This window comes from Wenzhouxiangella sp. AB-CW3 (assembly GCF_014725735.1).
GTDB lineage: Bacteria > Pseudomonadota > Gammaproteobacteria > Xanthomonadales > Wenzhouxiangellaceae > Wenzhouxiangella.
Genome location: NZ_CP061368.1, coordinates 933,008 through 955,903 on the forward strand (window position 1 = coordinate 933,008; position 22,896 = coordinate 955,903).

At 63.3% G+C, this 22,896-nt stretch carries 22 protein-coding genes, 1 tRNA gene and 1 other RNA gene; 23 read left to right on the plus strand and 1 reads right to left on the minus strand.

Features of this window, described 5'->3' with window-relative positions; all coding sequences use genetic code 11:
• Positions 1 to 136 precede the first annotated feature (136 nt).
• From IC757_RS03955 to IC757_RS04050, 20 genes are all read left to right on the plus strand, one after another.
• On the plus strand, positions 137 to 364 hold the full coding sequence (locus IC757_RS03955; RefSeq protein ID WP_190976088.1) for a TIGR02449 family protein: 228 nt from the start codon (positions 137 to 139) through the stop codon (positions 362 to 364).
• Positions 361 to 669, plus strand: a complete 309-nt coding sequence (locus tag IC757_RS03960) for a cell division protein ZapA (RefSeq protein ID WP_223846248.1) — start codon at positions 361 to 363, stop codon at positions 667 to 669. The genes IC757_RS03955 and IC757_RS03960 overlap by 4 nt, the downstream gene beginning before the upstream one ends.
• Positions 670 to 683: 14 nt before the next feature.
• A non-coding RNA gene (gene ssrS / locus IC757_RS03965) (6S RNA) lies at positions 684 to 872 on the plus strand.
• 34 nt (positions 873 to 906) lie between these two features.
• The gene (locus IC757_RS03970) at positions 907 to 1,503 is read left to right on the plus strand and encodes a 5-formyltetrahydrofolate cyclo-ligase (protein WP_190976089.1); all 597 of its coding nucleotides are present in this window, start codon (positions 907 to 909) and stop codon (positions 1,501 to 1,503) included.
• A 219-nt stretch (positions 1,504 to 1,722) separates the two neighbouring features.
• Positions 1,723 to 2,190, plus strand: a complete 468-nt coding sequence (locus IC757_RS03975; RefSeq protein ID WP_190976090.1) for an EVE domain-containing protein — start codon at positions 1,723 to 1,725, stop codon at positions 2,188 to 2,190.
• Positions 2,187 to 2,843 (plus strand): ribose-5-phosphate isomerase RpiA, encoded by a 657-nt coding sequence (rpiA, locus tag IC757_RS03980; protein WP_190976091.1) that lies wholly within the window; start codon positions 2,187 to 2,189, stop codon positions 2,841 to 2,843. The genes IC757_RS03975 and rpiA overlap by 4 nt, the downstream gene beginning before the upstream one ends.
• A gap of 9 nt (positions 2,844 to 2,852) precedes the next feature.
• Positions 2,853 to 3,845, plus strand: a complete 993-nt coding sequence (gene dusA, locus IC757_RS03985) for a tRNA dihydrouridine(20/20a) synthase DusA (protein ID WP_190976092.1) — start codon at positions 2,853 to 2,855, stop codon at positions 3,843 to 3,845.
• Complete coding sequence (locus IC757_RS03990; protein WP_190976093.1) at positions 3,842 to 4,261, plus strand: hypothetical protein; 420 nt, start codon at positions 3,842 to 3,844, stop codon at positions 4,259 to 4,261. The genes dusA and IC757_RS03990 overlap by 4 nt, the downstream gene beginning before the upstream one ends.
• Before the next feature lie 104 nt (positions 4,262 to 4,365).
• Positions 4,366 to 5,283, plus strand: coding sequence for an arginine deiminase-related protein (locus IC757_RS03995; RefSeq protein ID WP_190976094.1), 918 nt, complete (start codon positions 4,366 to 4,368; stop codon positions 5,281 to 5,283).
• 286 nt (positions 5,284 to 5,569) lie between these two features.
• Entirely contained in the window at positions 5,570 to 5,803 is a 234-nt protein-coding gene (locus IC757_RS04000) for a PepSY domain-containing protein (RefSeq protein ID WP_190976095.1), read from the plus strand.
• 4 nt (positions 5,804 to 5,807) lie between these two features.
• On the plus strand, positions 5,808 to 6,482 hold the full coding sequence (locus IC757_RS04005) for a response regulator transcription factor (protein ID WP_190976096.1): 675 nt from the start codon (positions 5,808 to 5,810) through the stop codon (positions 6,480 to 6,482).
• Positions 6,483 to 6,533: 51 nt separating this feature from the next.
• Positions 6,534 to 7,904: an ATP-binding protein gene (locus tag IC757_RS04010; protein WP_190976097.1), complete on the plus strand. Its 1,371-nt coding sequence runs from the start codon at positions 6,534 to 6,536 to the stop codon at positions 7,902 to 7,904.
• Entirely contained in the window at positions 7,901 to 8,695 is a 795-nt protein-coding gene (gene mazG / locus IC757_RS04015; RefSeq protein WP_190976098.1) for a nucleoside triphosphate pyrophosphohydrolase, read from the plus strand. Before IC757_RS04010 ends, mazG begins: the two co-directional genes overlap by 4 nt.
• Positions 8,692 to 9,522 (plus strand): class I SAM-dependent methyltransferase, encoded by an 831-nt coding sequence (locus tag IC757_RS04020; protein ID WP_190976099.1) that lies wholly within the window; start codon positions 8,692 to 8,694, stop codon positions 9,520 to 9,522. The genes mazG and IC757_RS04020 overlap by 4 nt, the downstream gene beginning before the upstream one ends.
• A 50-nt stretch (positions 9,523 to 9,572) precedes the next feature.
• Positions 9,573 to 12,023, plus strand: a complete 2,451-nt coding sequence (locus IC757_RS04025) for a Mur ligase family protein (RefSeq protein ID WP_190976100.1) — start codon at positions 9,573 to 9,575, stop codon at positions 12,021 to 12,023.
• A complete protein-coding gene (locus IC757_RS04030) occupies positions 12,023 to 12,403 on the plus strand; it encodes a hypothetical protein (protein WP_190976101.1) in 381 nt (126 codons plus the stop codon). Before IC757_RS04025 ends, IC757_RS04030 begins: the two co-directional genes overlap by 1 nt.
• Before the next feature lie 84 nt (positions 12,404 to 12,487).
• Positions 12,488 to 12,562, plus strand: a tRNA-Lys gene (locus IC757_RS04035).
• A gap of 7 nt (positions 12,563 to 12,569) precedes the next feature.
• Entirely contained in the window at positions 12,570 to 13,226 is a 657-nt protein-coding gene (gene trmB, locus IC757_RS04040) for a tRNA (guanine(46)-N(7))-methyltransferase TrmB (protein ID WP_190976102.1), read from the plus strand.
• The gene (locus IC757_RS04045; RefSeq protein ID WP_190976103.1) at positions 13,223 to 14,032 is read left to right on the plus strand and encodes a class I SAM-dependent methyltransferase; all 810 of its coding nucleotides are present in this window, start codon (positions 13,223 to 13,225) and stop codon (positions 14,030 to 14,032) included. Before trmB ends, IC757_RS04045 begins: the two co-directional genes overlap by 4 nt.
• Before the next feature lie 128 nt (positions 14,033 to 14,160).
• A complete protein-coding gene (locus IC757_RS04050) occupies positions 14,161 to 17,520 on the plus strand; it encodes a PAS domain-containing hybrid sensor histidine kinase/response regulator (protein ID WP_223846249.1) in 3,360 nt (1,119 codons plus the stop codon).
• A 49-nt stretch (positions 17,521 to 17,569) separates the two neighbouring features.
• On the opposite strand, the gene IC757_RS04055 is transcribed toward IC757_RS04050, so the two are convergent.
• Positions 17,570 to 18,760 (minus strand): flavohemoglobin expression-modulating QEGLA motif protein, encoded by a 1,191-nt coding sequence (locus IC757_RS04055; protein WP_223846250.1) that lies wholly within the window; start codon positions 18,758 to 18,760, stop codon positions 17,570 to 17,572.
• Between the two features lie 178 nt (positions 18,761 to 18,938).
• Here IC757_RS04055 and IC757_RS04060 point away from each other — a divergent pair, with 178 nt between their 5' ends.
• The 3 genes from IC757_RS04060 (at position 18,939) to IC757_RS04070 (ending at position 22,704) form a co-directional block, all read left to right on the plus strand.
• Positions 18,939 to 19,955: a 3-oxoacyl-ACP synthase III gene (locus IC757_RS04060; protein WP_190976104.1), complete on the plus strand. Its 1,017-nt coding sequence runs from the start codon at positions 18,939 to 18,941 to the stop codon at positions 19,953 to 19,955.
• A 71-nt stretch (positions 19,956 to 20,026) separates the two neighbouring features.
• Positions 20,027 to 20,911, plus strand: coding sequence for an alpha/beta fold hydrolase (locus IC757_RS04065; RefSeq protein ID WP_190976105.1), 885 nt, complete (start codon positions 20,027 to 20,029; stop codon positions 20,909 to 20,911).
• Between the two features lie 152 nt (positions 20,912 to 21,063).
• Positions 21,064 to 22,704, plus strand: coding sequence for a fatty acid CoA ligase family protein (locus IC757_RS04070; RefSeq protein WP_190976106.1), 1,641 nt, complete (start codon positions 21,064 to 21,066; stop codon positions 22,702 to 22,704).
• Positions 22,705 to 22,896: the final 192 nt, after the last annotated feature.

Consider the following 22,896-nt stretch of genomic DNA (forward strand, 5'->3'; position numbering starts at 1 on the left):
GCTGCCGGTCCGGCGTGCCGGTGCCGGGCGAGGATGCAACCCGTGCCCCCGGAGGTTCCTGAATCATGGTGCTTGTAGAACCGATGCATAAAGTCCTATCATTAAGCCCTTGTAAAAACAAGAATCCTGGGGCGCCATGGACTCGCTGCAAGAAACGACGGGAGATCTGGATCGGTTGCAACAGCGGCTCTCGGAGCTGCTGGAGCTGCTCAACCGGCTGGAGGAAGAGAACAATTCACTGCGTGCCCGACAGGAGTCCCTGGTGGCCGAACGGGCCACGCTGGTGCAGCGCAACGAGGAAGCGCGATCGCGGGTCGAAGGCATGATTGAGCGACTCAAGGCACTCGAAGAGGCGGGCACGTGAACGATCTCAATCAGCCGGCCGAGCCGGTGACCGTCCGGATTCTCGACCGGGAGTATCGGGTCATGTGCACGCCGGACCAGCGTCGCAACCTGATGGAGTCGGCACTGTTTCTCGATCAGCAGATGCGCGAGATCCGCAATTCCGGCAAGGTTTCCTCGATCGACAAGATTGCCGTAATGGTGGCATTGAATCTCTCCGAGGAACTGCTGCATCTGCGTCAGGAGGCCAGTGAAAGGCGCGAGAAGGTCGATCAGAGAGTCCGTGATCTGGCCGATCAACTTGATAAGGCGCTGGGACAGGATTAGACTGGTGGCCAAGGCGCTCTCTGCAGTGTTCGCCAGTGGGATCGCATTATGCCTTGTCCCTACTTTCCGACCTAGGGATGGCGACTTTCCGGCTGGTGTGCATATTCGCTCGACCGAGCGAATCGCCTGAAGGCTGGAAGAGCCAACCCACCTGAACCTCTGGTTCAAGGTCACCGACCCGCAGCGGCACAGGTGGAGAGCGCCGCTTGATTTCCCCGATGCGCTATCCTGCGCATTATGAGCACCGTGTCAGGCAAGGATGAGCGCAAGTCCGATTTGCGTGCCCGATTGGTGGCTGAACGTCAGCGGCTGACTGCCGCCCGCAGGCAGCAGCTGGACGACCAGATCTGTGCCCACCTGCAACGACTGGCCGATCGGGATGAGGGCGAGAATCTGGCCGCATACATCGCGTTCAACGGCGAGCCGGATTTGATGCCGGCTCTCGAGGCCCTGCATCATGCCGGGCGGCGCATTCTCTTGCCGGTCGTCAACGATCAACGCATGCATTTCCTGCGCTGGACACCTGACATGGCAATGCGGCCCAATCGTTTCGGGATTCCAGAACCCGTTGGCGGTCCCGAGTGCCCGCCGGACCGCCTGCATCTGGTCTTTATGCCGCTGGTCGCCTTTTCACCCATCGGCACCCGTCTGGGCATGGGAGCCGGCTTCTACGACAGAACCTTCGGCTTCCGACTCGACGATCCCGACGCCGGACCCCGGCTGGTCGGCACCGCCTACGCCCTGCAGGAAGTCGACGGCCTGCCGGCCGACGAATGGGATGTGCCATTGGATGCGGTGGTGACGGATCGTGGGGTGAGGAGGTTTAGGGCGTGACAGGTGACAGGTGACAGGTAACAAGTAACAGGGGCAGGGCCTGGTGGCCTTGAAATGCTTCGGTGGCCAATGGAGTGGCCCTGCCGATAGCCAATGTCCATTGAACATCCGATAACCATGCCAGATTTTTACCCGTTACCTGTCACTCGTCACCTGTTACCTTACTCCGCTCTTGCTAAACTCCCTGGCTGACACGCTCAAGCGAACGGAGGCACTGATTTGAACTACTGGCTGATGAAATCCGAGCCCGATGTGTTCGGAATCGATGATCTCAAGGCGCGCCCGAAGCAGACCGAGCCGTGGGACGGGGTGCGCAATTACCAGGCGCGCAATTTCATGCGCGACGAGATGAAGGTGGGCGACCGGATCCTTTTCTACCATTCCAACTGCAAGCCGCCGGCTGCTGTCGGAATTGCGGAAGTGGCGAGCAAGCCGTATCCGGATCCGACCCAGTTTGACCCGGACTCGAAGTATTACGACCCCAAGAGCGATCCGGATGATCCGCGCTGGATCCTGGTGGACGTCAAGTACGTGCGTCATCTCAAGCGCCCGATTTCGCTGCAGGAGATCAAGCAGCACGCCGATGCGCTCGATGGCCTGCAGTTGATCAAGCGCGGCAATCGCCTTTCCGTGATGCCGGTATCGGCCGAGCATTTCGACTACATCGTGGGCATGGAAAACGAATGAGCCAGCAAAGACTCAAGATCGAGGTGGCGCGGGCCGCGCTCGAGTACGTGGAAGACGGCATGTTGCTGGGGGTGGGCACCGGCAGCACCGTCAACGCCTTCATCGACGAACTGGCCGCCTCCGGCAAACGCCTGGAAGGCGCCGTGTCATCCTCGGAAGCCACCACTCAAAGACTGGAAGACATCGGCGTGAAGGTCATGGATCTCAATCACACCGGCGATCTTTCTCTCTACATCGACGGCGCCGACGAGGTCGATCCGCACCGGCGCCTGATCAAGGGCGGCGGCGGGGCGTTGACGCGCGAGAAGATCATCGCCGCGGCCAGCCGGCAGTTCGTCTGTATTGTCGATGAGTCGAAGTGCGTCAAGCTGCTCGGCGAGTTTCCGTTGCCGGTCGAGGTCATTCCCATGGCGCGCGCCTACATCTCGCGTCAGCTCACGCGCCTGGGAGGCCAGCCGGAACTGCGCGAGAACTTCGTGACCGACAATGGCAACCTGGTCCTGGATGTGCGCAACCTCGACCTGGTCGATCCGCTGAAGATGGAAACCGAGATCAACCAGTTGCCGGGAGTGGTGACCTGCGGACTGTTTGCCCACCGACGGGCCGACGTGGTGCTGGTGGCGACCGAAAGCGGCATCGACCGGCTCAAGTAAAGTCGGCAAATGATGCTTGATCGCCGAATCAGCGTGGCCCCCATGATGGACTGGACCGATCGTCATTGTCGGTACTTCCACCGTCAGCTCGCACCGGCTGCGTTGCTGTATACCGAGATGGTGACCACCGGGGCCGTGATTCATGGCGATCGCGAACACCTTCTGGGATTCGATCCAGCCGAGCATCCGGTGGCCCTGCAGCTTGGTGGCAGCGACCCCGATGAGCTGGCCCGGGCCGCGGCGATCGGCGCGGATTTCGGCTATGACGAGATCAACCTCAATGTCGGCTGCCCGTCCGACCGGGTGCAGAAGGGCCGTTTCGGGGCCTGCCTGATGAAAGAACCCGAGTTGGTCCGGGATTGTCTGGCTGCCATGCGCGAGACCGTCGCGGCGCCGGTAACGGTCAAGACCCGAATTGGTGTGGATGACCTCGACAGCGAGACTTTTCTGCACCAGTTTGTCGCCACCGTGGCCGAAAGCGGCGTCGAGGTCTTCATTCTGCATGCCCGCAAGGCCTGGCTTTCCGGGCTGAGCCCGAAGCAGAACCGCGAGATTCCCCCCCTGGCCTACGAACGGGTGCATGGCATCAAGCAGGCCTTCCCCGACCTGACCATCGTGCTCAACGGGGGCGTGGTCGATGTGGCCGGCGCGGCTGCCGAGCTGGAGCACGTCGATGGTGTCATGCTTGGCCGCGCTGCCTACCAGAATCCCTGGATCCTGGCCGAACTCAGCCAGCGGCTGGGCCTGCCGGCCGCCGAGTCGCGGCGCGGCGTGATCGAGCGCATGGGCGACTATGCGCGCGGTCACATCGAGCGAGGCGGTCGGTTGCAGCAGGTCGCTCGCCACATGCTCGGCCTGTTCCACTGTCAACCCGGCGCCCGTGGCTGGCGTCAGAAGCTCAGCCAGAACATGCACCTGCCCGATGCCGGGCCTGAACTGTTCTACGATGCGACCCCGGAGTCGCCTCCGGCTGGGCACGTCGCCTCGCGAAGGTGCGGGTGAACCTGCGAAATCCGGCCGTGCCCGGCCTCATCCAGGACCCGGAGTGGCGCCTGCCACGGCACACGCCATTGGTCGGACGAAACAAGGCCGAGGTGGAAACCGAAGCGGCGCTCGTGCTGGTGGTTTACGTGGTTGTTCTGGTCTTCGCCGATGTGGAAACCTGGTCGGCGAACTGGAAGGAAATGATGTTCTGGTCGGCGACCATGACTTATTTCTTCGCCGTCTTGTCCCCAGAGCGGACATTTGGCGGCGACGCGGAGATTGTTCTGCAATTGCTGCTCGGAACGCTGCTGGCCGCAGCACTGATGCTGCTGTTCACGTTCCCCCTTTGGACTTTGCTGTTTTCTCCCGGACCTGGTTGTGCAATTGCCGTTATCGGCAATGCGGTTCAGCGTCGAATGTGGGATCATATGTAGCTGGCCCGTTCGGGCTTGCAGCAATCGGGTCTGTCTGCCCCCCGCGACTGCCCGAACTCATTAGTGACTTCATCCCCAATGCAATCTTCAAGGAACCGACTTTCGTGATCGTTCGCACTCCCGAGGAATTTCGCAGGCAGATTGATGCCGGCTGGCTCAACAACGATTCGCTGGCCGTGCCGCGTGCCGTGTTCCTGGTCGAGCCGGCCACTGCCCACCTGTCCGAGCAGTCGGCTCGTGACAACGTCTACATGGACCTGAGTGTCGATATCGATGCCGCCCGGCGTCTGGATCAGCATCGTCAGCTGGCCGAGCGCATTACCGCCTGCGGCGTGCCGGTGGTGCGCTTCCCCGGCGGGCCGGATACGCCCGATGATCTGTTTCCGAACAATGTCTTTGCCACCGCACCGGGGCGTTTCATCGTCGGTGCCATGCGTTACCCGGATCGTCAGGCCGAAGCGCAGCGGGGCGATATTCGGTCCTTCTTTACCGGCCTGCTGGAATATGAGGAAATCGACCTGTCCCGACGCGACATGGTGGCCGAACTCACCGGAGCGCTGATCATTGATCGGGCACGCCGTATCGGTTTCTGCGGCATGACGCAGCGGGTTGACGATGCCGGCTGCCAGGCCATGCACGAGGCCTTCGGCCTGGCGCTGAGTTTCCAGTTCGAACTGCAAGCCGACGAGTATCACACCAACGTGGTCATGGCGGTTCTGGCCTCGCGCGCACTGGTGATCTGTCCGTCGGCATTTGTCGACCCCGACGTTCCGGCGGCCATCGCCGAAGCCTATCCCGGCCATGTGCTGGAAATCACGGCCGAGGAAAAAGTGGCCTTTGCCGGCAACTGCATCGCCGTCAGCGACCAGGATGTGTTCTTCAGCCAGACAGCCATCGATGCTCTGAAGCCCGAGAGCCTGGGTAAGCTCGAAAGCTGGGGATTCAGGATCCACGGCGTCGAACTTGACGAGATCGAAAAGGCCGGGGGCAGCCTGCGGTGTTGTGTGGCGGAGATATATTGATGAGGTAAAAGGTAAAAGGTAAAAGGTAAAAGGTGAAAGGTGAAAGGTGAAAGGTGAAAGGTGAAAGGTGAAAGGTGAAAGGGTCGAGCGGGTAGCGTTGATGGCTCCAGGGCCAATGGCACGACAAATCCCATTGACTACCGCCTGGCCACCTGAATCTCTCCCTCGTGTTACCTTTTTCGTTTCACCTTTTCCCTTTCACCTTTTGCCGTTCACATTCAACCACCATTAAGCCCAACCCGCTAAAATCATCGACAACCAGCCATCCGGAGTGCCGGAAACGCTCATGTTTCGTCTGATCAAGAATATGCTGCTTGCGCTTACCCTGACCATGGTCATGGTGGTGTCGGCGTGGGCGCTCAGTCTGCAGGAAGCGGCCGAGCGGGTTGCGCGGCAGTATGATGCCGAGGTGGTGTCGGCGCGTACGGTCGAGCGAGACGGGCGTCGCATTCACGTCATTCGCATCCTGACCCGGGATGGTGTGGTTCGTACCGTACGTGTGCCGGCTGACGAGAGGTGATCTGATGCGAGTGCTGGTGGTCGAGGACGAAACGGCGTTGCGGGAACTGCTGGGGCGCGCGCTCAAGCGTCAGGGTTTCGCCGTCGATCTGTGTGCCGACGGCACGGACGGATTGCACTGTGCCACCGAGTACCCGGTCGATCTGGCCATTATCGATCTGGGTCTGCCTGGCACCAGCGGTATGGAGATCGTGCGCGAAGCGAGGAAGCGGGAACGCACGTTTCCCATCCTCGTGCTGACCGCGCGTTCGGACTGGCAGGACAAGGTCGAGGCGCTGGAGATCGGTGCCGACGACTACGTCACCAAGCCGTTTCGCATCGAGGAGCTGATGGCGCGCGTGCACGCCCTGTTGCGCCGTTCGGCCGGTCATGCGGCCCCCGAGGTGAGTTTTGGTCCGCTCACTGTCAATCTTTCCAGCCAGGATGTGGCGCTGGGTGGAGAGGCGTTGGACCTCACGACCTTCGAGTACAAGGTGCTCGAATACTTCGTGCTGCATCCCGACCAGGTGGTCTCGAAGATGGAGCTCAACGAGCATCTCTACGAAGAGGATGCCGATCCCGAAAGCAATGTCATCGAGGTCATCATCGGCCGCTTGCGCAAGAAGCTGGACCCCGACGGTGACTGGGCACCCATCGAGACCTTGCGCGGACGCGGCTACCGCTTTCGCGCCACTGGATAACGCGCGCCGGGTGACTTCCCAGTCCACCGGCACTGGAACGGGGGCGCTGCCATGCTGGGCATGAGCTGGCCGCAGGCCCGCCTGTCGCTGCGGGTGCGGCTGCTTCTTGGAGCCGGTCTGGCTCTCATGCTGGCGCTTGCCCTGGTGGGGCTGGCGGTCGACCGGGCCTTTCAGGGCGCGGCCGAGAAAGCCATGCAGGAGCGCCTGGAGGCGGTCGTCTACCTGATTCTCACCACCGTGGAGGTCGACGTTCAGGGCAAGCCCGCCGTGACCGAAACGCTGGCCGAGCCCCGCCTGAATCAACCCGGCTCCGGCCTGTTCGGCGGCGCGATGACCCCGCATGGGGCCTGGGAATCGCCGTCGCTCTACGGTGTGACGCCCAAACCTTCCGCGCGCGTGATCGAGCGTGGGCGTGAGCTGTTTCGAGGCACGGAGGCCGGCGGCACCTGGAATGCCTTTGCCATCGGTCTGGGCTGGGAGCAGCCTGACGGCGAAATCGTCGATTTGACCATCTGGGCTGCCGAGGATCCCAACCGACAGGCCATGACCCTGGCCGGCTTTCGTCGCGACCTGTGGCAATGGCTGGGCCTGGCCGCAGCACTGATCATCAGTGCGCAGTTTCTGATCCTGCTATTGCTGCTGCGTCCATTGCGCCAGGTCGCTCACGAGGTCAGGGAGGTGGAAGCCGGCGAGCGGGACGGCATTGCCGGGCGCTATCCGCGCGAGCTGATGCCGTTGATCGGCAATCTCAATGCCCTGCTGAAAAGCGAGCGCGACAACGCCCGTCGCTATCGACAGGCGCTGTCTGATCTTGCTCACGCCCTGAAGACGCCGGTGGCGGTGTTGCGTGCCCGGCTGGAGTCGTCGCAGCACCCCGAACAGCCCGAGCTGTCCGACTCGCTGGTCAACATGGAGCAACTCATTCGTCGCCAGCTGGAGCGGGCGGCGCGCTCGACCCGCCAGGCCATCAACAAGCCGGTCGCCGTCGTTCCCGTGCTGTCGCGCCTGGCCGATTCGCTGATGCGGCTGCATGCCGCGGAGGATCTGCACATCGAGGTCGAGGGTGATGACAGGGTCCGGGTGCGCATGGACGAACGCGACTTGTGGGAACTGTGCGGCAACCTGATGGAGAACGCGGCCAAGTATGGTCACGGCCGCATGCGGGTCAGCGCCCGTGTCCGCCGGGAGAAAGCCGGTCGTCGCGGCGTGGAGATCCTGGTCGAGGACAATGGCCCGGGCATCACCGACGATGAGTTGCCGGAGTTTCTCGTGCGTGGTCGGCGCGGTGACGAGCAGCGTGACGGGCAGGGCCTGGGGCTGTCGATCTGCCGAGAGCTGGTCGAGGACTGCGGTGGCAGCATCACACTGGCCGAATCCTCGCTGGGCGGAGCGGCGATACGGGTTATGCTTCCGGCACGATGAATGACCGGCACAACATCAACCGTCTGCTCGAGATCATGGCCAGGCTGCGCGATCCGGAGGGCGGCTGCCCGTGGGACCTTGAGCAGAATTTTCGCTCCATCGCGCCCTATACCGTCGAGGAAGCGCATGAAGTGGCCGATGCCATCGAACGTGGCGACCTCGATGATCTGAAAGACGAACTCGGTGACCTGCTGTTTCAGGTGGTCTTTCATGCCCGCATGGCCGAGGAGCAGGGTGCGTTTGCATTTGCCGAAGTGGTGGCCGCGATTTCCGACAAGATGGAGCGTCGCCACCCGCACGTGTTTGGCGACGCCGTAGTTGGCGATGCCCGGTCACAGACGGTCAACTGGGAACAGATCAAGGCCGCCGAGCGGGCCGAGAAGGGCGAAACCGACGACAGCCTGCTGGCCGGGGTGTCGCGTGGCCTGCCGGCACTCCGGCGCTCGGTCAAGCTGCAGAAGCGCGCGGCCAGGGTGGGTTTCGACTGGCCAGCGGTCGATCCGGTGTTTGACAAGATCATCGAGGAGCTCGATGAACTCGGGGCCGCCGTGGCCGCGGACGACACTGACGGCATCGAGGAGGAGCTCGGAGACCTGTTGTTTGCCGTGACCAACCTGGCCCGCAAGCTGGAGGTGGATCCAGGGTCGGCGCTTCGGCGCAGCAACATCAAGTTCGAGCGGCGTTTCCGTGCCATGGAAATGCTGGCCGCGGGCAGCCGTCAGGCGCTGGCGGAATTGGATGCCGACGCCCTCGAAGACCTGTACCGACAGGCCAAGGTGGAAACAGCATGACCGACCCCGGCCTCGGTCAGGATCACTGGGCTCGTCATGCCGCCCAGTGGGCGCATGTCGGCCACCCCCTGCGTCCTTCGGATGCGGATATTGCGGTGGCCCGCGAGCTGGTTTCGCGGGCAACCGAACATCTGAGCCTGACCTCGCCTCGAGCACTCGTTCTGGGCGTGACGCCGGAGCTGCTGGACATGCGCTGGCCGGAGCGGACCCGTCTCGCTGCCATTGATCGTTGTCCCGGCATGATCGGTGCCATGCTGTCGGAGCGGCCCGATCCCGCGGGTGTCTGCGGCAACTGGTTGCAACTCCCGTTTGCCGATGGCAGTTTCGATCTCGTCGTTGGAGATGGCTGCCTGACCGTGCTGGAATCGGCCGGCGACCACCGTCGTTTCGGCTCGGAGCTGGCCCGCATCCTGGCTCCCGGAGGGTGCCTGGTCTTGCGCCTGTTCATTCGCCCGCATTCGGCCGAAACACTGGACGAGATTGTTGCCGATCTGAATGCCGGTCGAATCGGCAACTTCCATGTATTCAAGTGGCGGCTGGCCATGGCCCTGGTCGATGACAGCAGCGGTGCCGTGCCGGTAGCCGATATCTGGCAGGCCTGGCGGGACATCGGGTTTGCGCCGGCCAGGCTGGCTGCAGAACAGGGCTGGCCGCTGGCCGAGATTGAAACCATCGAGGCCTACCGCCATGCCACGGCCCGATACACCTTCCCGAAACTGGATGAAGCCCGTGCGGCGCTGTCGGTTTCGTTCGAGGAACTTGCCTGTCGAACACCTGCCTATGAACTCGGCGAACGCTGTCCCACCATGCTGTTTACAGTCCGGTAGAGCGCCCCATGGCATCCGCAACGTTCTTTCAGCCCTGATCGAAGTCAACCATGCAGGAAACACTCAGACTGTCCTATTTCGGCCCCAATCGTCGCTGCGACTGCCCCGCGCAGGAACTGACCCTTGAGTTGTCCGTCGGGCAGGCAGAACGTTTGGCCGGGCAGCCGGTCCGGCACTGGCAAGCCGGGTTGGCCGGCCTGCATCCGGTACTGAGTGTCGATGCGCCTGGCCTGGAACTCGATGGGCTGTCGCCATCGTCGCTGGCTACCCTGTTCGCCGGCACCGCCCTGGCCTTGCAGCAGGCTGCCGGGCATCAGGTCAGCCAGGCTGGATTGGCCGGGTGGGGAGTGGACCATTGCCGTTTCTGGTTCGAGTTTGAAGAGCCTGATACCGCCGAGGAAGCGGTGGAGCTGACCCGGGAGCTGCTCACGGCCCTGCTGGATGCGAAGGCCGATATGGCACCGCTGGTCACGCGCATCGACGAGTATCTGGCCCGGGCCAGGCCCCGGGCCATGCCGGCAGACAGCCTGGCCATTCAGGGTGCGGCCCTGGCACGTGGCATTCCGGTAGCTCGCATGGATCGACCGCCATTCGACCCCATTCGCGGGGATTTTCGCCTGCGCCCCAATGGTCTGCTCAGACTGGGTCATGGTCGTGGGCAGCACACCGTCGATGGTACGTTCGCCGTCAGCCGTTCGGAGCCGGTGGTCAGGATGGTGCACGATCGGGCCGCGTTGTTCGAGCGTCTGGTCGAACTGGACCTGCCGTTGCCGAAGTCCGCACCCACCTGGGTGGTGGCAGCAAACCGGGCCGGGCGTCAGGCCGAGTCGCTGGGCTATCCCGTGGTCATTCGTTCCGACCAGCGCGGAGGCAGTTTGGATCATTCCGGGCCGTGTCACAGTCGCGAAGAAGTGTCACGAGCGGTGACCGGGGCGCTTCGACACAGCCGCCAGGTGCTGGTGCAGCGCCCGGTTGACGGCAGGGCTTACGAGGTGCTGGTTGCCGGCGGGCGTTTTCTGGCCTGTCTGGTGCAGCAGGGCGCAGAGCGTGGCGCAGGCTGGCGATCCTTTGGTGATCTGCATGATTCGACCCGCCAGTTGGCCGAGAGGCTGGCCGAATCCCTCGATGTGGGCTTGTTGCAGATAAGCGTGATCACACCGGACCCCGCCCGGCCCCTGGACCAGGCCAATGGCGCCATTGTCGATGTCGAGCTGGCGCCACGGCTGGACCGGCTCCTGCCGTCCGGGCATACCCTGATGAAGCAGGCCGCCGAAGCCTTTGTGGACTGGCTGTTTCCCGAGCCGGCATCGGCCCGGGTCCCGATCATTGCCGTGACCGGCACCAATGGCAAGACCACGACGACCCGTCTGCTGTCCTGTATTGCTGCGGCTGCCGGCTACCGAGCCGGAGAAGCGACATCAGAAGGCTGCTGGGTTGCCGGCGAGAAAGTCTCGGAATACGAAGACGGGCACATCTATGGCCACATGACCGTGCTCGACCATCCGGCCACGGAGTTTGCCGTCCTGGAGTCCACCCGCGGGGCGGTGGCCACCACCGGCCTGGGGTATGCGCGTTGCGATGTGGCCATCTGCCTGAATGTCACCGCCGATCATCTGGGGGATTTCGTCGGGCTGAACGGGGTCGCGGATCTGGCCGAGGTCAAGCGCAGAATCGTTGATCGGGCCGATCGGGCGGTGGTCCTCAATGCCGACAATCCGCATTGCCTGGCCATGACCGAGGAGCCCGGCTCCCGCCGCGTGGGCCTGGTCTCGCTGTCCCGGCAAGCCGAGGAATTGCTGGCCCGGGTCGGTGCCGGTGGAGCGGTGGCCGTACTGGAAACGGTGGATGGCCGGGAATGGCTGGTCTTGCACGCCGGAGGTCAGCGAATTGCACTGATGGCGGTCGAGGACTTGCCGATAGCCTTCGGTGGCAGCGCCCGGTTCAACCTGGAAAACGCCCTGCATGCCGCGCTGGCCGCCTGGATGATCGGCGTTACTCCCGAAGTCATCGCGCGTGGACTGGCCGCGCTGGAGACCGGATCCGGCGGAGTGCTGGGGAGGTTGAACTTTCGCGAGGATCTGTCGTTTCGGGTCTGCATGGATTATGCCCACAATCCGGCCGGGTTGCGCGCCCTGGCCGAGTTTGTCGATCGTCAGCCGATCAGCGGCCGGAGGATACTCTGCTTTTCGGCCAATAATGGCAATACTGACGAGGTGATTCGTGCCATCGGCGAGGCGGCGGCCGGCCGTTTCGATGCCTATGTCTGCAAAAACTTCGGGCTGCTGTTCGGTCGAGAACCTCACGAGGGTCCGCATCTGCTGCGTGAAGGCCTGATTCGGGGCGGTGTCGATCCGGCCTGTATCGAGTGCGTTTACGACGAATTCGAGGCATTTGATCAGGCGCTGAACATGGGGCGGCCCGGCGACCTGGTGGTCCTGATCGGAGGCAAGCGGCGACAGGCATTGTGGGATCGGGTCATGTCCTTCCAGGAGGTTGCATAGTGTTTCAGCGAATCGCGTTGATCTGGGTGCTGATTGCCAGCATGGGCACGGCCGTGGCTCAGACGGGTGAGACCGAGGGAGTCGTCGAGCAGGTTCAACTGTTCGACGCTTCGGCCATGACCGATGAAACCTTTCTTGTGCTCAGCCTGACCGATGAAAGGCACTTCGAGCTGCCCGGTGCGAGCCAATTGCCGGCTGGATCCGGGGTGGAGGTTGTCATCGACTACCTGGAGCCTGCTACCGACGATGATAGCGCCATGCCGCAAGCCTGTCGGGTACGGGTGCTGGCCGTACCGATTATGGTCGAAGGGGAAGAAGTCATGCAGCGCGCCCGCCGACCCTTCGAAATTTACCGGAACCCGGAACCGGACTGCGAATGAAGCAACAGGCTCTACCGCCTCTTTGCAGGCGGCGATTGAGCTGAGTTGGAGTTCTGAGTATAATGCCGCGCTTGGTTGCATTCCGGGCCGTTAGCTCAATGGTAGAGCAGTAGGCTTTTAACCTATTGGTTGAAGGTTCGAGTCCTTCACGGCCCACCATTTTTCAATGCCTGTCTCCCGCATCCCGGAAACTTCCCAGACCGGACTTCACCGCCGGCTGGATGACGTGGTGATGCGGCACCTGGCTTCCGGCTGGCGACAGCCGCTTCGTTCTCACAGCGTTCAGGCCTTCGAGTCCGTGCTGGCCCGCCTTCAGGCGGCCCCTGCGCTGGTGCTTGACTCCGGTTGCGGAACCGGAAGTTCCACCGGCATCCTGGCGCGCCGGCATCCCGATGCGCTGGTGGTGGGAATCGACAAGTCATCGGCCCGGCTGGCCCGCGCGCCCGAACTGCCGGACAATGCCCTGCTGCTTCGGGCGGAGTTGGCCGACTTCTGGCGATTGTTGATCCGGGATGGCCTGCGACCCGTTCGCCACTACCTGCTCTACCCCAACCCCTGGCCCAAGCCGGCCCATCTCAAGCGTCGCTGGCATGCCCATCCCGTTTTTCCGAACCTGCTGGCGCTGGGGGGGTGGCTGGAGCTACGGACCAACTTCGAAACCTACGCGTATGAGTTCGCCCGTGCTCTGGCGCTGGCCGGCGTGAGTGATGTCGAAGTGGTATCTTTGGCCATTGACGAGCCGATCAGCCCGTTCGAGCGCAAGTACGCCGACAGCCGACATCGGCTCTGTAAGTTGACTGTCAACCTGGGAGTAACCCGATGAACAAGAAGATTCAATCTCTGCTGGCGATGCTGGCCATCAGCCTGATGATCGCACCGGCCCTGGCCGATGAGCGCCTCAAGGAGGTCATTGCCGACTCCGATCGGCCGGCCGATCAGGTCGAGCGCGATCCGTATCGCAATCCCTACGAGACCCTCATGTTCTTCGGCATCGAGCCCGACATGACCGTGGTCGAGCTGTCGCCCGCCGGTGGCTGGTATACCGAGATCCTGGCCCCGTATCTGAAGGATGAGGGGCAGCTGATAGCCGCTCACTGGAACCTGGACGGCGATGTGCCGGATTTCTACGTCCGCATCCGTGGCGAGTACGAAGAGCGTATTGCCGATACCGATCGTTTCGGCGAGATCGAGCTGGTGTCTTTCGACCCGCCCGCTTTGTCTGAACTCGGCGAGCCCGGCTCGGCCGACATGGTGCTGACTTTCCGCAACGTCCACAGCTGGAAGCGCGCTGGAACATTCCGCGACGTCGTCCGTGCCGCTCATGAAGTGCTCAAACCCGGTGGGGTATTCGGCGTGGTCAGCCACCGACTGCCGGAAGATCATGAGCAGGATCCCGAGGTTCGCAGTGGCTATGTCCACCAGAGCTGGGTGGTGAGCGTGCTCGAATCCGAAGGTTTCCGGCTGGTCGAGGCTTCTGAAATCAATGCCAATCCGGACGATACCGCCGACCACCCCAACGGTGTCTGGAACCTGCCGCCCTCGCTGCGCGTGGAAGAGGGCGACGACGAGGACCACTATCGTGCCATCGGTGAAAGCGACCGCTTCACCCTCAAGTTCGTCAAACGCTGAGAACCGGCAGGGTCGGCGCCGGGCCTGAACGGTCCGGTGTCGATCCGCTCCCGGTGTGATTCAGGTTCGACCACCACCGGGCTGACTTGCATGACGCAATGAAACACAGCACTCCAGGTGACTGAATCTTGCTGAGCCTGTCGACCGTCATGGTGGTGACAGCCGGCATTGTCTGGCTGGGCCTGCTGTTTGCCGTGGCCCTGGCCGGCGAGCGTTCGCCCGAGCGCTGGCGCCGAATCTGGCCGGTCGTCTACTCGCTGTCGCTGGCGGTCTACTGCACGGCCTGGACCTTTTACGGCACCACGACGCAGGCGGTGGCACATGGCTGGCCGATTCCGCCGACCTTTGTCGGCACCATCATCCTGTTCGTCTTCTGCTTTCCGTTTCTCAGGCGCCTGGTGCGCCTGAGCAAGGCCGCCAACGCCACCAGCATCGCCGACTTTATCGCCAGCCGTTTCGGCAAGTCCTCGGCGCTGGCCGCAGTCGTTACCGGCGTCGCCCTGCTGGGCCTGGTGCCCTATATCTCCCTGCAGCTCAAGGCGGTGGCGATGAGCTTCGGCGCGCTGACGCTGGGCCGCACGGAAGTGGCCGAGCCGGCCGCCTGGCAGGATCTGGCCTTCTACGTCGCTCTTTTCATGGCCATTTTTGCCGTGCTCTTCGGCACCCGGCGCGCATCGGCCACCGAGCACAACCGCGGGCTGGTGCTGGCGATGGGGTTCGAGTCGCTGCTCAAGCTCTCGGCCATGCTCGCCCTGGGTGTATTCGTGCTGTTCTGGCTCTACCCAGGCCCCGGCGACATGTTCGAGCAGACCGTCACGCCGGCTTTTTCGGGCACCGACAGCTTCCTGACCCTGATGCTACTTGGTGCCCTGGCCATGTTCACCCTGCCGCACCAGTTCCACATCGGGGTGGTCGAGTGCCGGTCGGACTCGCACCTTAAGGTCGCGCGCTGGCTGTTTCCGTTGTTCCTGGTGTTGATCGCGCTTCCCATCGTGCCGCTGGCGCGTGCCGGCATGGCCCATTTCGGCGAGGCCGGCATCGCGCCGGACCTGTACGTCCTGATGCTGCCGCTGACCAGCCAGGCCGACGGGCTGGCGCTGTTCGCATTTCTCGGCGGCTTGAGCGCGGCGACCGGCATGGTCATCCTGGCCAGCCTCACGCTGTCGATCATGATCGGCAATCACTGGCTGACCCCGGCCCTGCTCAATCGGCGCTGGGGTGCGGTGGGCGATTTGCGGGTTCCGGTGCGCTTGCAGAGGCGCGTCGGCATTGCCGTTGTGTTGCTGATGGCCTATGCCTACAGTCGTGCCGTGGGAATGGCCGAGGCGCTGGCCGACATCGGTGCGCTGTCGTTTTCCGGATTGGCCCAGCTTGGTCCTGCCGTCGTACTGGCTGTCTACCGTCCTGGTCTGCCCGCTCGTGCCATCATCGCTGGTATTGCCGGCGGTGTCGCGACATGGGCCTACGTGTTGTTTCTGCCGCTTGGTCTGGCGGTACTGGGGTTGCGTCCCGACTGGATGGGTGCCGGCCCGCTGGGGCTGACCTGGCTGGCGCCGGAAAACCTGTTCGGCATGACCGCGGTAGAACCGCTGGCCCGGGCTGTGGTGGCCAGTCTGCTGGTCAATTGCATGGTCATCCTGCTGATGGTCCGCTTCAGTCCCTCTGGCGGCGGCGAGGGGGCGGCGGCCGAACCGCTGGATACAAAAGTGTTCTGGACGCTGGCTGATCGTTTTCTTCCCCCTCAGCGCGTGCAGATGCTCTCGCGGGGACAAAGCGATGCACGAGAGCTTGCGCGCCGCCTGGAACACGAGCTGACTGCCGTGGTGGGGTCGGCTTCCGCCCGGCTGCTGATGGATGCCGCCCGCCGGCGTACGCCGGCACCACTGGATACCGTGGCCGACCTGGTCGGCCAGGCGGCCGAGCAGGCGCGTTTCAGCCAGGAAGTATTGTCGGGTGCGCTGGAAAACATGAGCCAGGGCGTGTGCGTGGTCGACCGCGATATGCGCCTGGTGGCCTGGAACAGCAGCTACCTGGCCCTGTTCGATTACCCGGACGAACTGATCCGCGTCGGTCGGCCCGTGGCCGACCTGCTTCGGCACAACGCCTGCCAGGGGCTGATGGAAGGCGGCGATGTCGATGCCATGATCGAGCGCCGGCTGGCGCACAAACGCGCCGGGACACGACATCGCGTGGAACGCCCCTGGCCCGATGGGCGGATTATTGAAATTCGTGGCCATCCCATGCCCGGTGGTGGTTTCGTGGCCACCTTCACCGATGTAACCGCCTTCCGGCACGCCGAGCAGGAACTCAAGCGCATCAACGAAACGCTGGAACAGCGGGTGGCCGAGCGCACCGGCGAGCTGGAGCAGGCCAAGCTTTCTGCCGAACACGCCAATGCCGCCAAGACCCGTTTTCTCGCAGCCGTCAGTCACGACCTGGTGCAACCGCTCAATGCCGCGCAGTTGCTGACCCACTCCCTGGGCACGCAGGTCGACAGTCCGCGGGCGAAGCAGTCGCTGTCGCAGATTTCGGGTGCGCTGGGGGCGACCGAGGACCTGCTGGAGGGCCTGCTGGATATCTCGCGGCTCGATGCCGGCGGGCTGGAACCGAGGATCAGTCGTTTTGCCCTGTCGGAGATGTTCGATCAGCTCCACGGCGAGTTTTCGGTGCTGGCCAGCGAAGCCGGCCTGCGCCTGGATTGCATGCCCACCCGGGCCTGGGTCAAAACCGATGCGCAGCTATTGCGCCGTATCCTGCAGAACTTCCTCTCCAATGCCGTGCGCTATACCGAGAGCGGGCGGGTGTTGATCGGATGTCGTCGCCGCGGCAACGACATCATGATCGGTGTGTGGGATACCGGCCCGGGTATTCCCGGTGAATATCGCCGGGTCATCTTCGAGGAATTCCGTCGCCTGGATGACGAGCAACATGCGCCGGGGCTTGGGCTGGGACTGGCCATAGCCGAGCGCATGACGCGCCTGCTCGGACACGAACTGGTGCTTGACAGTCGGCCTGGACGCGGCACGCTGTTTGGCGTGGTGGTACCGCGCGTGGCACCCGAGCGACCGGCCGCGGCGGGTCCGGATCTGGCCGGCGAGCCGGACTCGGCGCGTGTGCTGGTGGTCGACAACGACCCGGACATGCTCGGTTCGCTGAACACCTTGCTCGGTGACTGGGGCTTCGAGGTTGCGACCGCCGCCAGGCTGGAACAGGCCCGCGAGCTGGCGCAGTCGCATCCACCGTCGCTGTTGCTGCTCGATTACCACCTCGATGGCGGGCGGACGGGCCTGGAAGTGCTCGAAGCGCTGCGGACTGACGGTTGCACGGCGCCCGCCATCCTGATCAGCGCCGATCACGGTGCCGACCTGAAACAGGCCGCCCGCCAAAGCGGTTGCGAACTGCTGCACAAGCCGATCCGCCCCCTGGCCCTGAGATCGCTGATGTCGCGCCTGCTTCGGCCCCTGTCTGGCTCGCGTGCCATCGGCTGAGCTCCGGCGGGCACCCGGCACAGTCGGGGTTCTGGGCGGGGCCGCCGAATCAGGAGAACTTGACGACCGGCGAGGTCTCGAGAATGGTGGCGTAGCGCTCGTGAACCTTGCCCATGCGCACCCGACCGAGAAAGCCCGAGTAGGCCAGGTAGCTGACCAGGAATCGTCGGTCCGATGCCCATGGCGGAAGGAACTTCGGTGCCTTGAGCAGCCCCATCTCGGCCAGCTCGCACAATACCGGTACATCGGCCAGGGCCAGCTTGCCGCAGAACAGCAGTTGCAGCACGTCGGCACGGCCGGCGGCGATCAGCGAGCGCAGGAAATCGTGCACGCGTAGCAGGCCGTCGAGATAGACCACATCCTTGGTAAACGGCGCACCACCGGTGAGTACACCGCCGCGAAACACACGTCGGGTTTGCTCGTAAGCCGCCTTTTCCGTCGCCCCCTTGTCGAGAAAATACCGGTATACCTCGAGAAAATCGGCCCCGTCGACCGCCATCTGTATGGCCAGAACGCGATCGGCCAGGCGGCTCAATCGGTCCACGTCCATGCAGCCGGTAATGAACTCGGAAAACACCGCCAGGCCCTCCTGGGCGCGGGTGGTGCCCGGATGGCTCGATGCCAGTATGGGTAATTCGGTCTGGGCGCGACCGTTCAGGGCCGTGGTGACATGAATGCCGGCTTCGTGATGGATGAGCTGGTCGACATCGCGATCGGTGAAATGGGCGTTGGCACGAATGCGGACACGATCGGCGCCGGCGGTGGCGTTGGCCGACAGGGTATCGACGATCTCCACCATCGGGGCCTGGTCGCCAAAGAATTTCAGGACAGCAGCCTGCATGCGGCGTGCCACGTCCTCGGCCGTGGCGGTGGCGTTGGCCGGCGCGCCCAGATCGAGGTGGTTGAGTTGGTCGATGATGCGCCGAAGCCGGCGGGCAAGCTGGAGTGGGTTGTCCGACGAGTCGGGCAGGGCCTCGGTCGGCGCGCCGTAGAGTTCGTGGCTGGCCCCGAAAAAGCCCGGCTGTCCAAGATGGTTGAGCATACGGCTGGCCACGGCCAGGCGATCGGCGATGCGTTCGAGCCAGTCGCGTGCCGGGCCGGACTGTTCAATCAGGGGTCGGGCCGTGGACAGGGCATGGTCGACGGGGCGGGTGTCGACTTCGGGATAGGTGACCCGAGGCAGTTCCCGTCCACCGGCGGCGAGAAACCTCTCGCGCACCTCAATCGGCCAGGCCAGCAACCCGAGTATGCGCAGCGGCTGTTCGGCCTGGCGCAGGGCGGTGGCGGCCTCGGTAATGCGGCGGGCCAGTCGTGTGTCGGAGCTATGGTTCAGGAGCGGGATTCCACCATGGTTTCGCGCTATAATGACGTGTTAATCTCCACAATTGCCTCGAAACGTCGCGGCCAGGGAATTCTGCATGCTGTTTGATAATGTCGTCATCAAGTCGGTTGCCTCAATCGACGCGCCGCATCCGGTCACCAGCGAGGAGATCGGCGATCGCCTCGAACCGACCTTCCGCAAGTTGCGCATGCGCGGCAATCCGCTGATCGATGTGGCCGGCATCGAGGAGCGACGCTTCTGGGATGACGGCGTGCAGCCCTCCGATGCGGCCACGCTGGCTGCCGAAGAGGCACTGGCCCGGGCCGATATCGACCGCAGCCGGGTTGGAATCCTGATTAATACATCGGTCACGCGCGATTTTCTCGAACCCTCGACTGCCTGCATGGTTCACCGCAACCTCAAGCTGTCGAATACCTGCGAGAGCTTCGATGTCGGCAATGCCTGTCTCGCCTTCATCAACGGCATGAATATCGCGGCGCGCATGCTCGACCGCGGCGAAATCGACTATGCCCTGATCGTCAATGCAGAGAACATTCGTGAAGTCTGTGAAATCACAATCGATCGCCTGCTGGAACCCAGCGTGACGCGCAAGCAGTTCAAGAGCGAGTTCGCCAGCCTCACCCTGGGCTGCGGCGCCGCCGCCATGGTCATGTCGCGTGGCGATCTCGAGCCCGACGGGCACCAGTACAGGGGCGGTGTGGCGCGCGCGGCCACCGAGTTCAACAACCTGTGTCGCGGCTGGAATCACCTGATGTGGACCGATGCCAAGAGCCTCCTGCGCGAAGGCATCAAGCTGGCCGGCGCCACCTACGGCACGGCCCGTCAGGTGATGGGCTGGGTGGCCAATGAGCTCGATCACGTGGTTATTCACCAGGTTTCACTGGTGCATACCGAAGCCTTTATCCGCGCCTTTGGCGTTGATCCGCACAAGGTCTATCGCATCTTTCCGAAGCTGGGCAATGTCGGGCCGGCGTCGATACCCACCGTTTTGAGCAAGATCGTCGACAACGGTCAGGTTAATCGCGGCGATCGCATCGCATTGATGGGAATCGGTTCGGGGCTGAATTGCTGCATGACCGAGATCGTCTGGTAGATCCATATCGGGTCGATCGGCGTCCGATCGGCCCATCCGACCCGCTCCCCCGTCTGACGAAGGCAGTTCCAATGCCCGTGGTTCCCGAGAAACTGTTTCCCTTTGAGCGTCATTTTCACGTCCAGTCCCAGGGTCACCGCATGCACTACGTGGATGAGGGACCCGTGGACGGCCAACCCGTGGTCATGGTGCACGGCAACCCGACCTGGTCTTTTTACTATCGTCGCCTGATTGCCGAGCTGAGCGATGCCTATCGCTGCCTGGCGCCGGATCACGTCGGCATGGGGTTGTCCGACCGGGCCGATGAGGCGGAATACGAATACACCATGGCCAGTCGTGTGGCCGACCTCGGACATTTTATCGATGCGGTTGAACCGGAACGACCCGTCGACCTGGTCGTGCATGACTGGGGCGGTGCCATTGCGATGGCCTGGGCGGTGCGTCACCCGGAACGAGTGCGTCGCATCGTGCTGCTCAACACCTGGGCATTCACCATTCCTTCGGATATGCCACTGCCGGCCGCGCTCAAGTTTGCCCGAACCGGCGTGGGTGGCTTCCTGATCAATCGTTTCAATGCATTCTCCGGGCTGGCCGCGCGGCTCGGGTCGGCAGGCAAGCTGGACCGCGAAGTGGCGCAGGGTCTGACCGCACCCTACCGCAACGGCCCGCGCAGTCGCCTGGCCACCTTGCGATTTGTTCAGGATATCCCGTTGCGAGAATCCGACCGGGCCTGGTCGGTGCTGGCCGAAACCGAAGCCGGACTGCAGAAACTGGCCGACAAACCCATTCGTTTCATCTGGGGCAGAAAGGATTTCGTGTTCGATGATCGCGCGCTGACGCGTTGGCAGGAAATCTGGCCCGATGCCGACTACCACGTCCTGGAGGGCGCTGCCCACTATGTCATCGAAGACGCCCCGCAGCGCGTGCTGAGCGGAGTGCGCGAGCACCTGCAGTAAGCCGATCCCAAGATTGGGCGGTGCCCCGGCCAAGTCGTGACGCCTGTCGGGTTGCGGGTTTTGGGGTTCGGATCCGATATCAACCGGATGAGGTTTCTTGATGGGGTTTCTTAACGGTTATCCTATTGCGTTGATGGATCGGACCCTGTGCCATGAACGTTTCCAATATTGCCCATGCCCTGAGCGAGCAGGCTCGAAACCAGCCTGACGGAATTGCCTTGATCATGCCAACCCGGCGCACGGAAACAGGTTGGGAGGATGTGCGCTACACCTACCAGGAGCTCGATGAGCTGACCGATCGCCTGGCCGCCGGCCTGCACGCGCACGGTATCGGGCAGGGCACGCGTGTGGCTTTCATGGTGCCGCCCTCGCTGGAGTTCTTTGCACTGTTTTTTGCGATGTTCAAGGCCGGCTGTGTGCCAGTGCTGATCGATCCGGGCATCGGGCTCAAGCCGCTCAAGACCTGCCTGGCCGAGGCCGAACCGGAAGTCTTTATCGGTGTGACCCGGGCCCAGGTGGCGCGCATGATACTGGGCTGGGCGCGCGGCAGTATCCGCCAGGTCGTGACCGTCGGACCGCGCCCGCTGTGGCGGGGATTGAGATACAAGGATCTGATCAAGGCCGCCCGATCTGATTTCGAACCGCCCGCCGTCACCGGTGATGACGAGGCGGCGGTGCTGTTCACCTCCGGCTCGACCGGAATTCCCAAGGGAGTGGTCTACCGCCACCGCATGTTTGCCGCCCAGGTCGATCTGCTGCGCGACACCTTCGGCATGAGTCCCGGTGAGGTGGACCTGCCGACCTTCCCGCCTTTTGCCCTGTTCGATCCGGCGCTGGGCATGACTTCGGTGATTCCACTGATGGATTTCACGCGCCCGGCCCAGGCCGACCCGGATATGCTGGTCAGTCTGATCGATCACTATGATGTCACCCACCTGTTCGGCTCACCGGCGCTGATGAACACACTCAGCCGCCACCTTGAAGCTGGTCAGCTCAGATTGCCGGGGGTGCGACGCGCGCTGTCGGCCGGGGCCCCGGTTTCACCGGCGGTGATCGAACGCATGCATGGCGCACTCGACCCCTGGTCGGATATCCATACACCTTATGGTGCGACCGAGGCCTTGCCGGTGGCCACCGTGGCAGGTCGTGAACTGGTCGGCGAGTTGTCGGACGGAAACCGTCAGGGACGGGGTATCTGCATTGGCCGCCCTCTGACAGCCAACGAGGTGCGCATCATTTCGGTCTCTGATGATCCGATTGACCTGACCGAGTATGCCGGTGAAGTGCCGCAGGGCGAGATCGGCGAGATCTGCGTGACCGGGCCGACCGTAACCGACACCTATTTCCGGCGCGAGGCCCAGACCCGGGCAGCCAAGATGACCGATGCCCAGGGGCGCATCTGGCATCGCATGGGAGATCTGGGCTGGTTCGATGAAGAAGGACGGCTGTGGTTCTGCGGCCGCAAGTCCGAGCGAGTCCGCACCGCTCAGGGCACGCTGTATACCGAATGTGTCGAGGGCCCGGTCAATGCTGTGGAAGGGGTGTTCCGGTCCGCGCTGGTTGGCGTCGGCGAGCCCGGAACACAGGAGCCGGTCATCATCATCGAGCCCGAGGCGGATGCCGATCGGACCTCAGTGGAGGCCCGGGTGCGTGAAGTGCTGGATTCGCGCGCGGACACCGCGGCGATCAAGCGCATCGAGTTTCACAAGTCTTTCCCCGTGGATATCCGCCACAATGCCAAGATCAGGCGCAACCAACTGGCCGAGTGGGCGGCTTCCAGAAACCCATCCTGAGAAAGCTTCCAGGTGATGCGGGGGGCGCGCTGTGCCGGTGGAAGTAAAGAACCCACCACAGAGACACAGAGTCCACAGAGAAAGGAAACTGAAAGCACTTCTCCAGCTATTTTCTTCTCTGTGTCCTCTGTGTCTCTGTGGTGAACCGAATGGGTTGATCGTCCGAGTTGTGTGATCGGTTCGAAGCTTGCG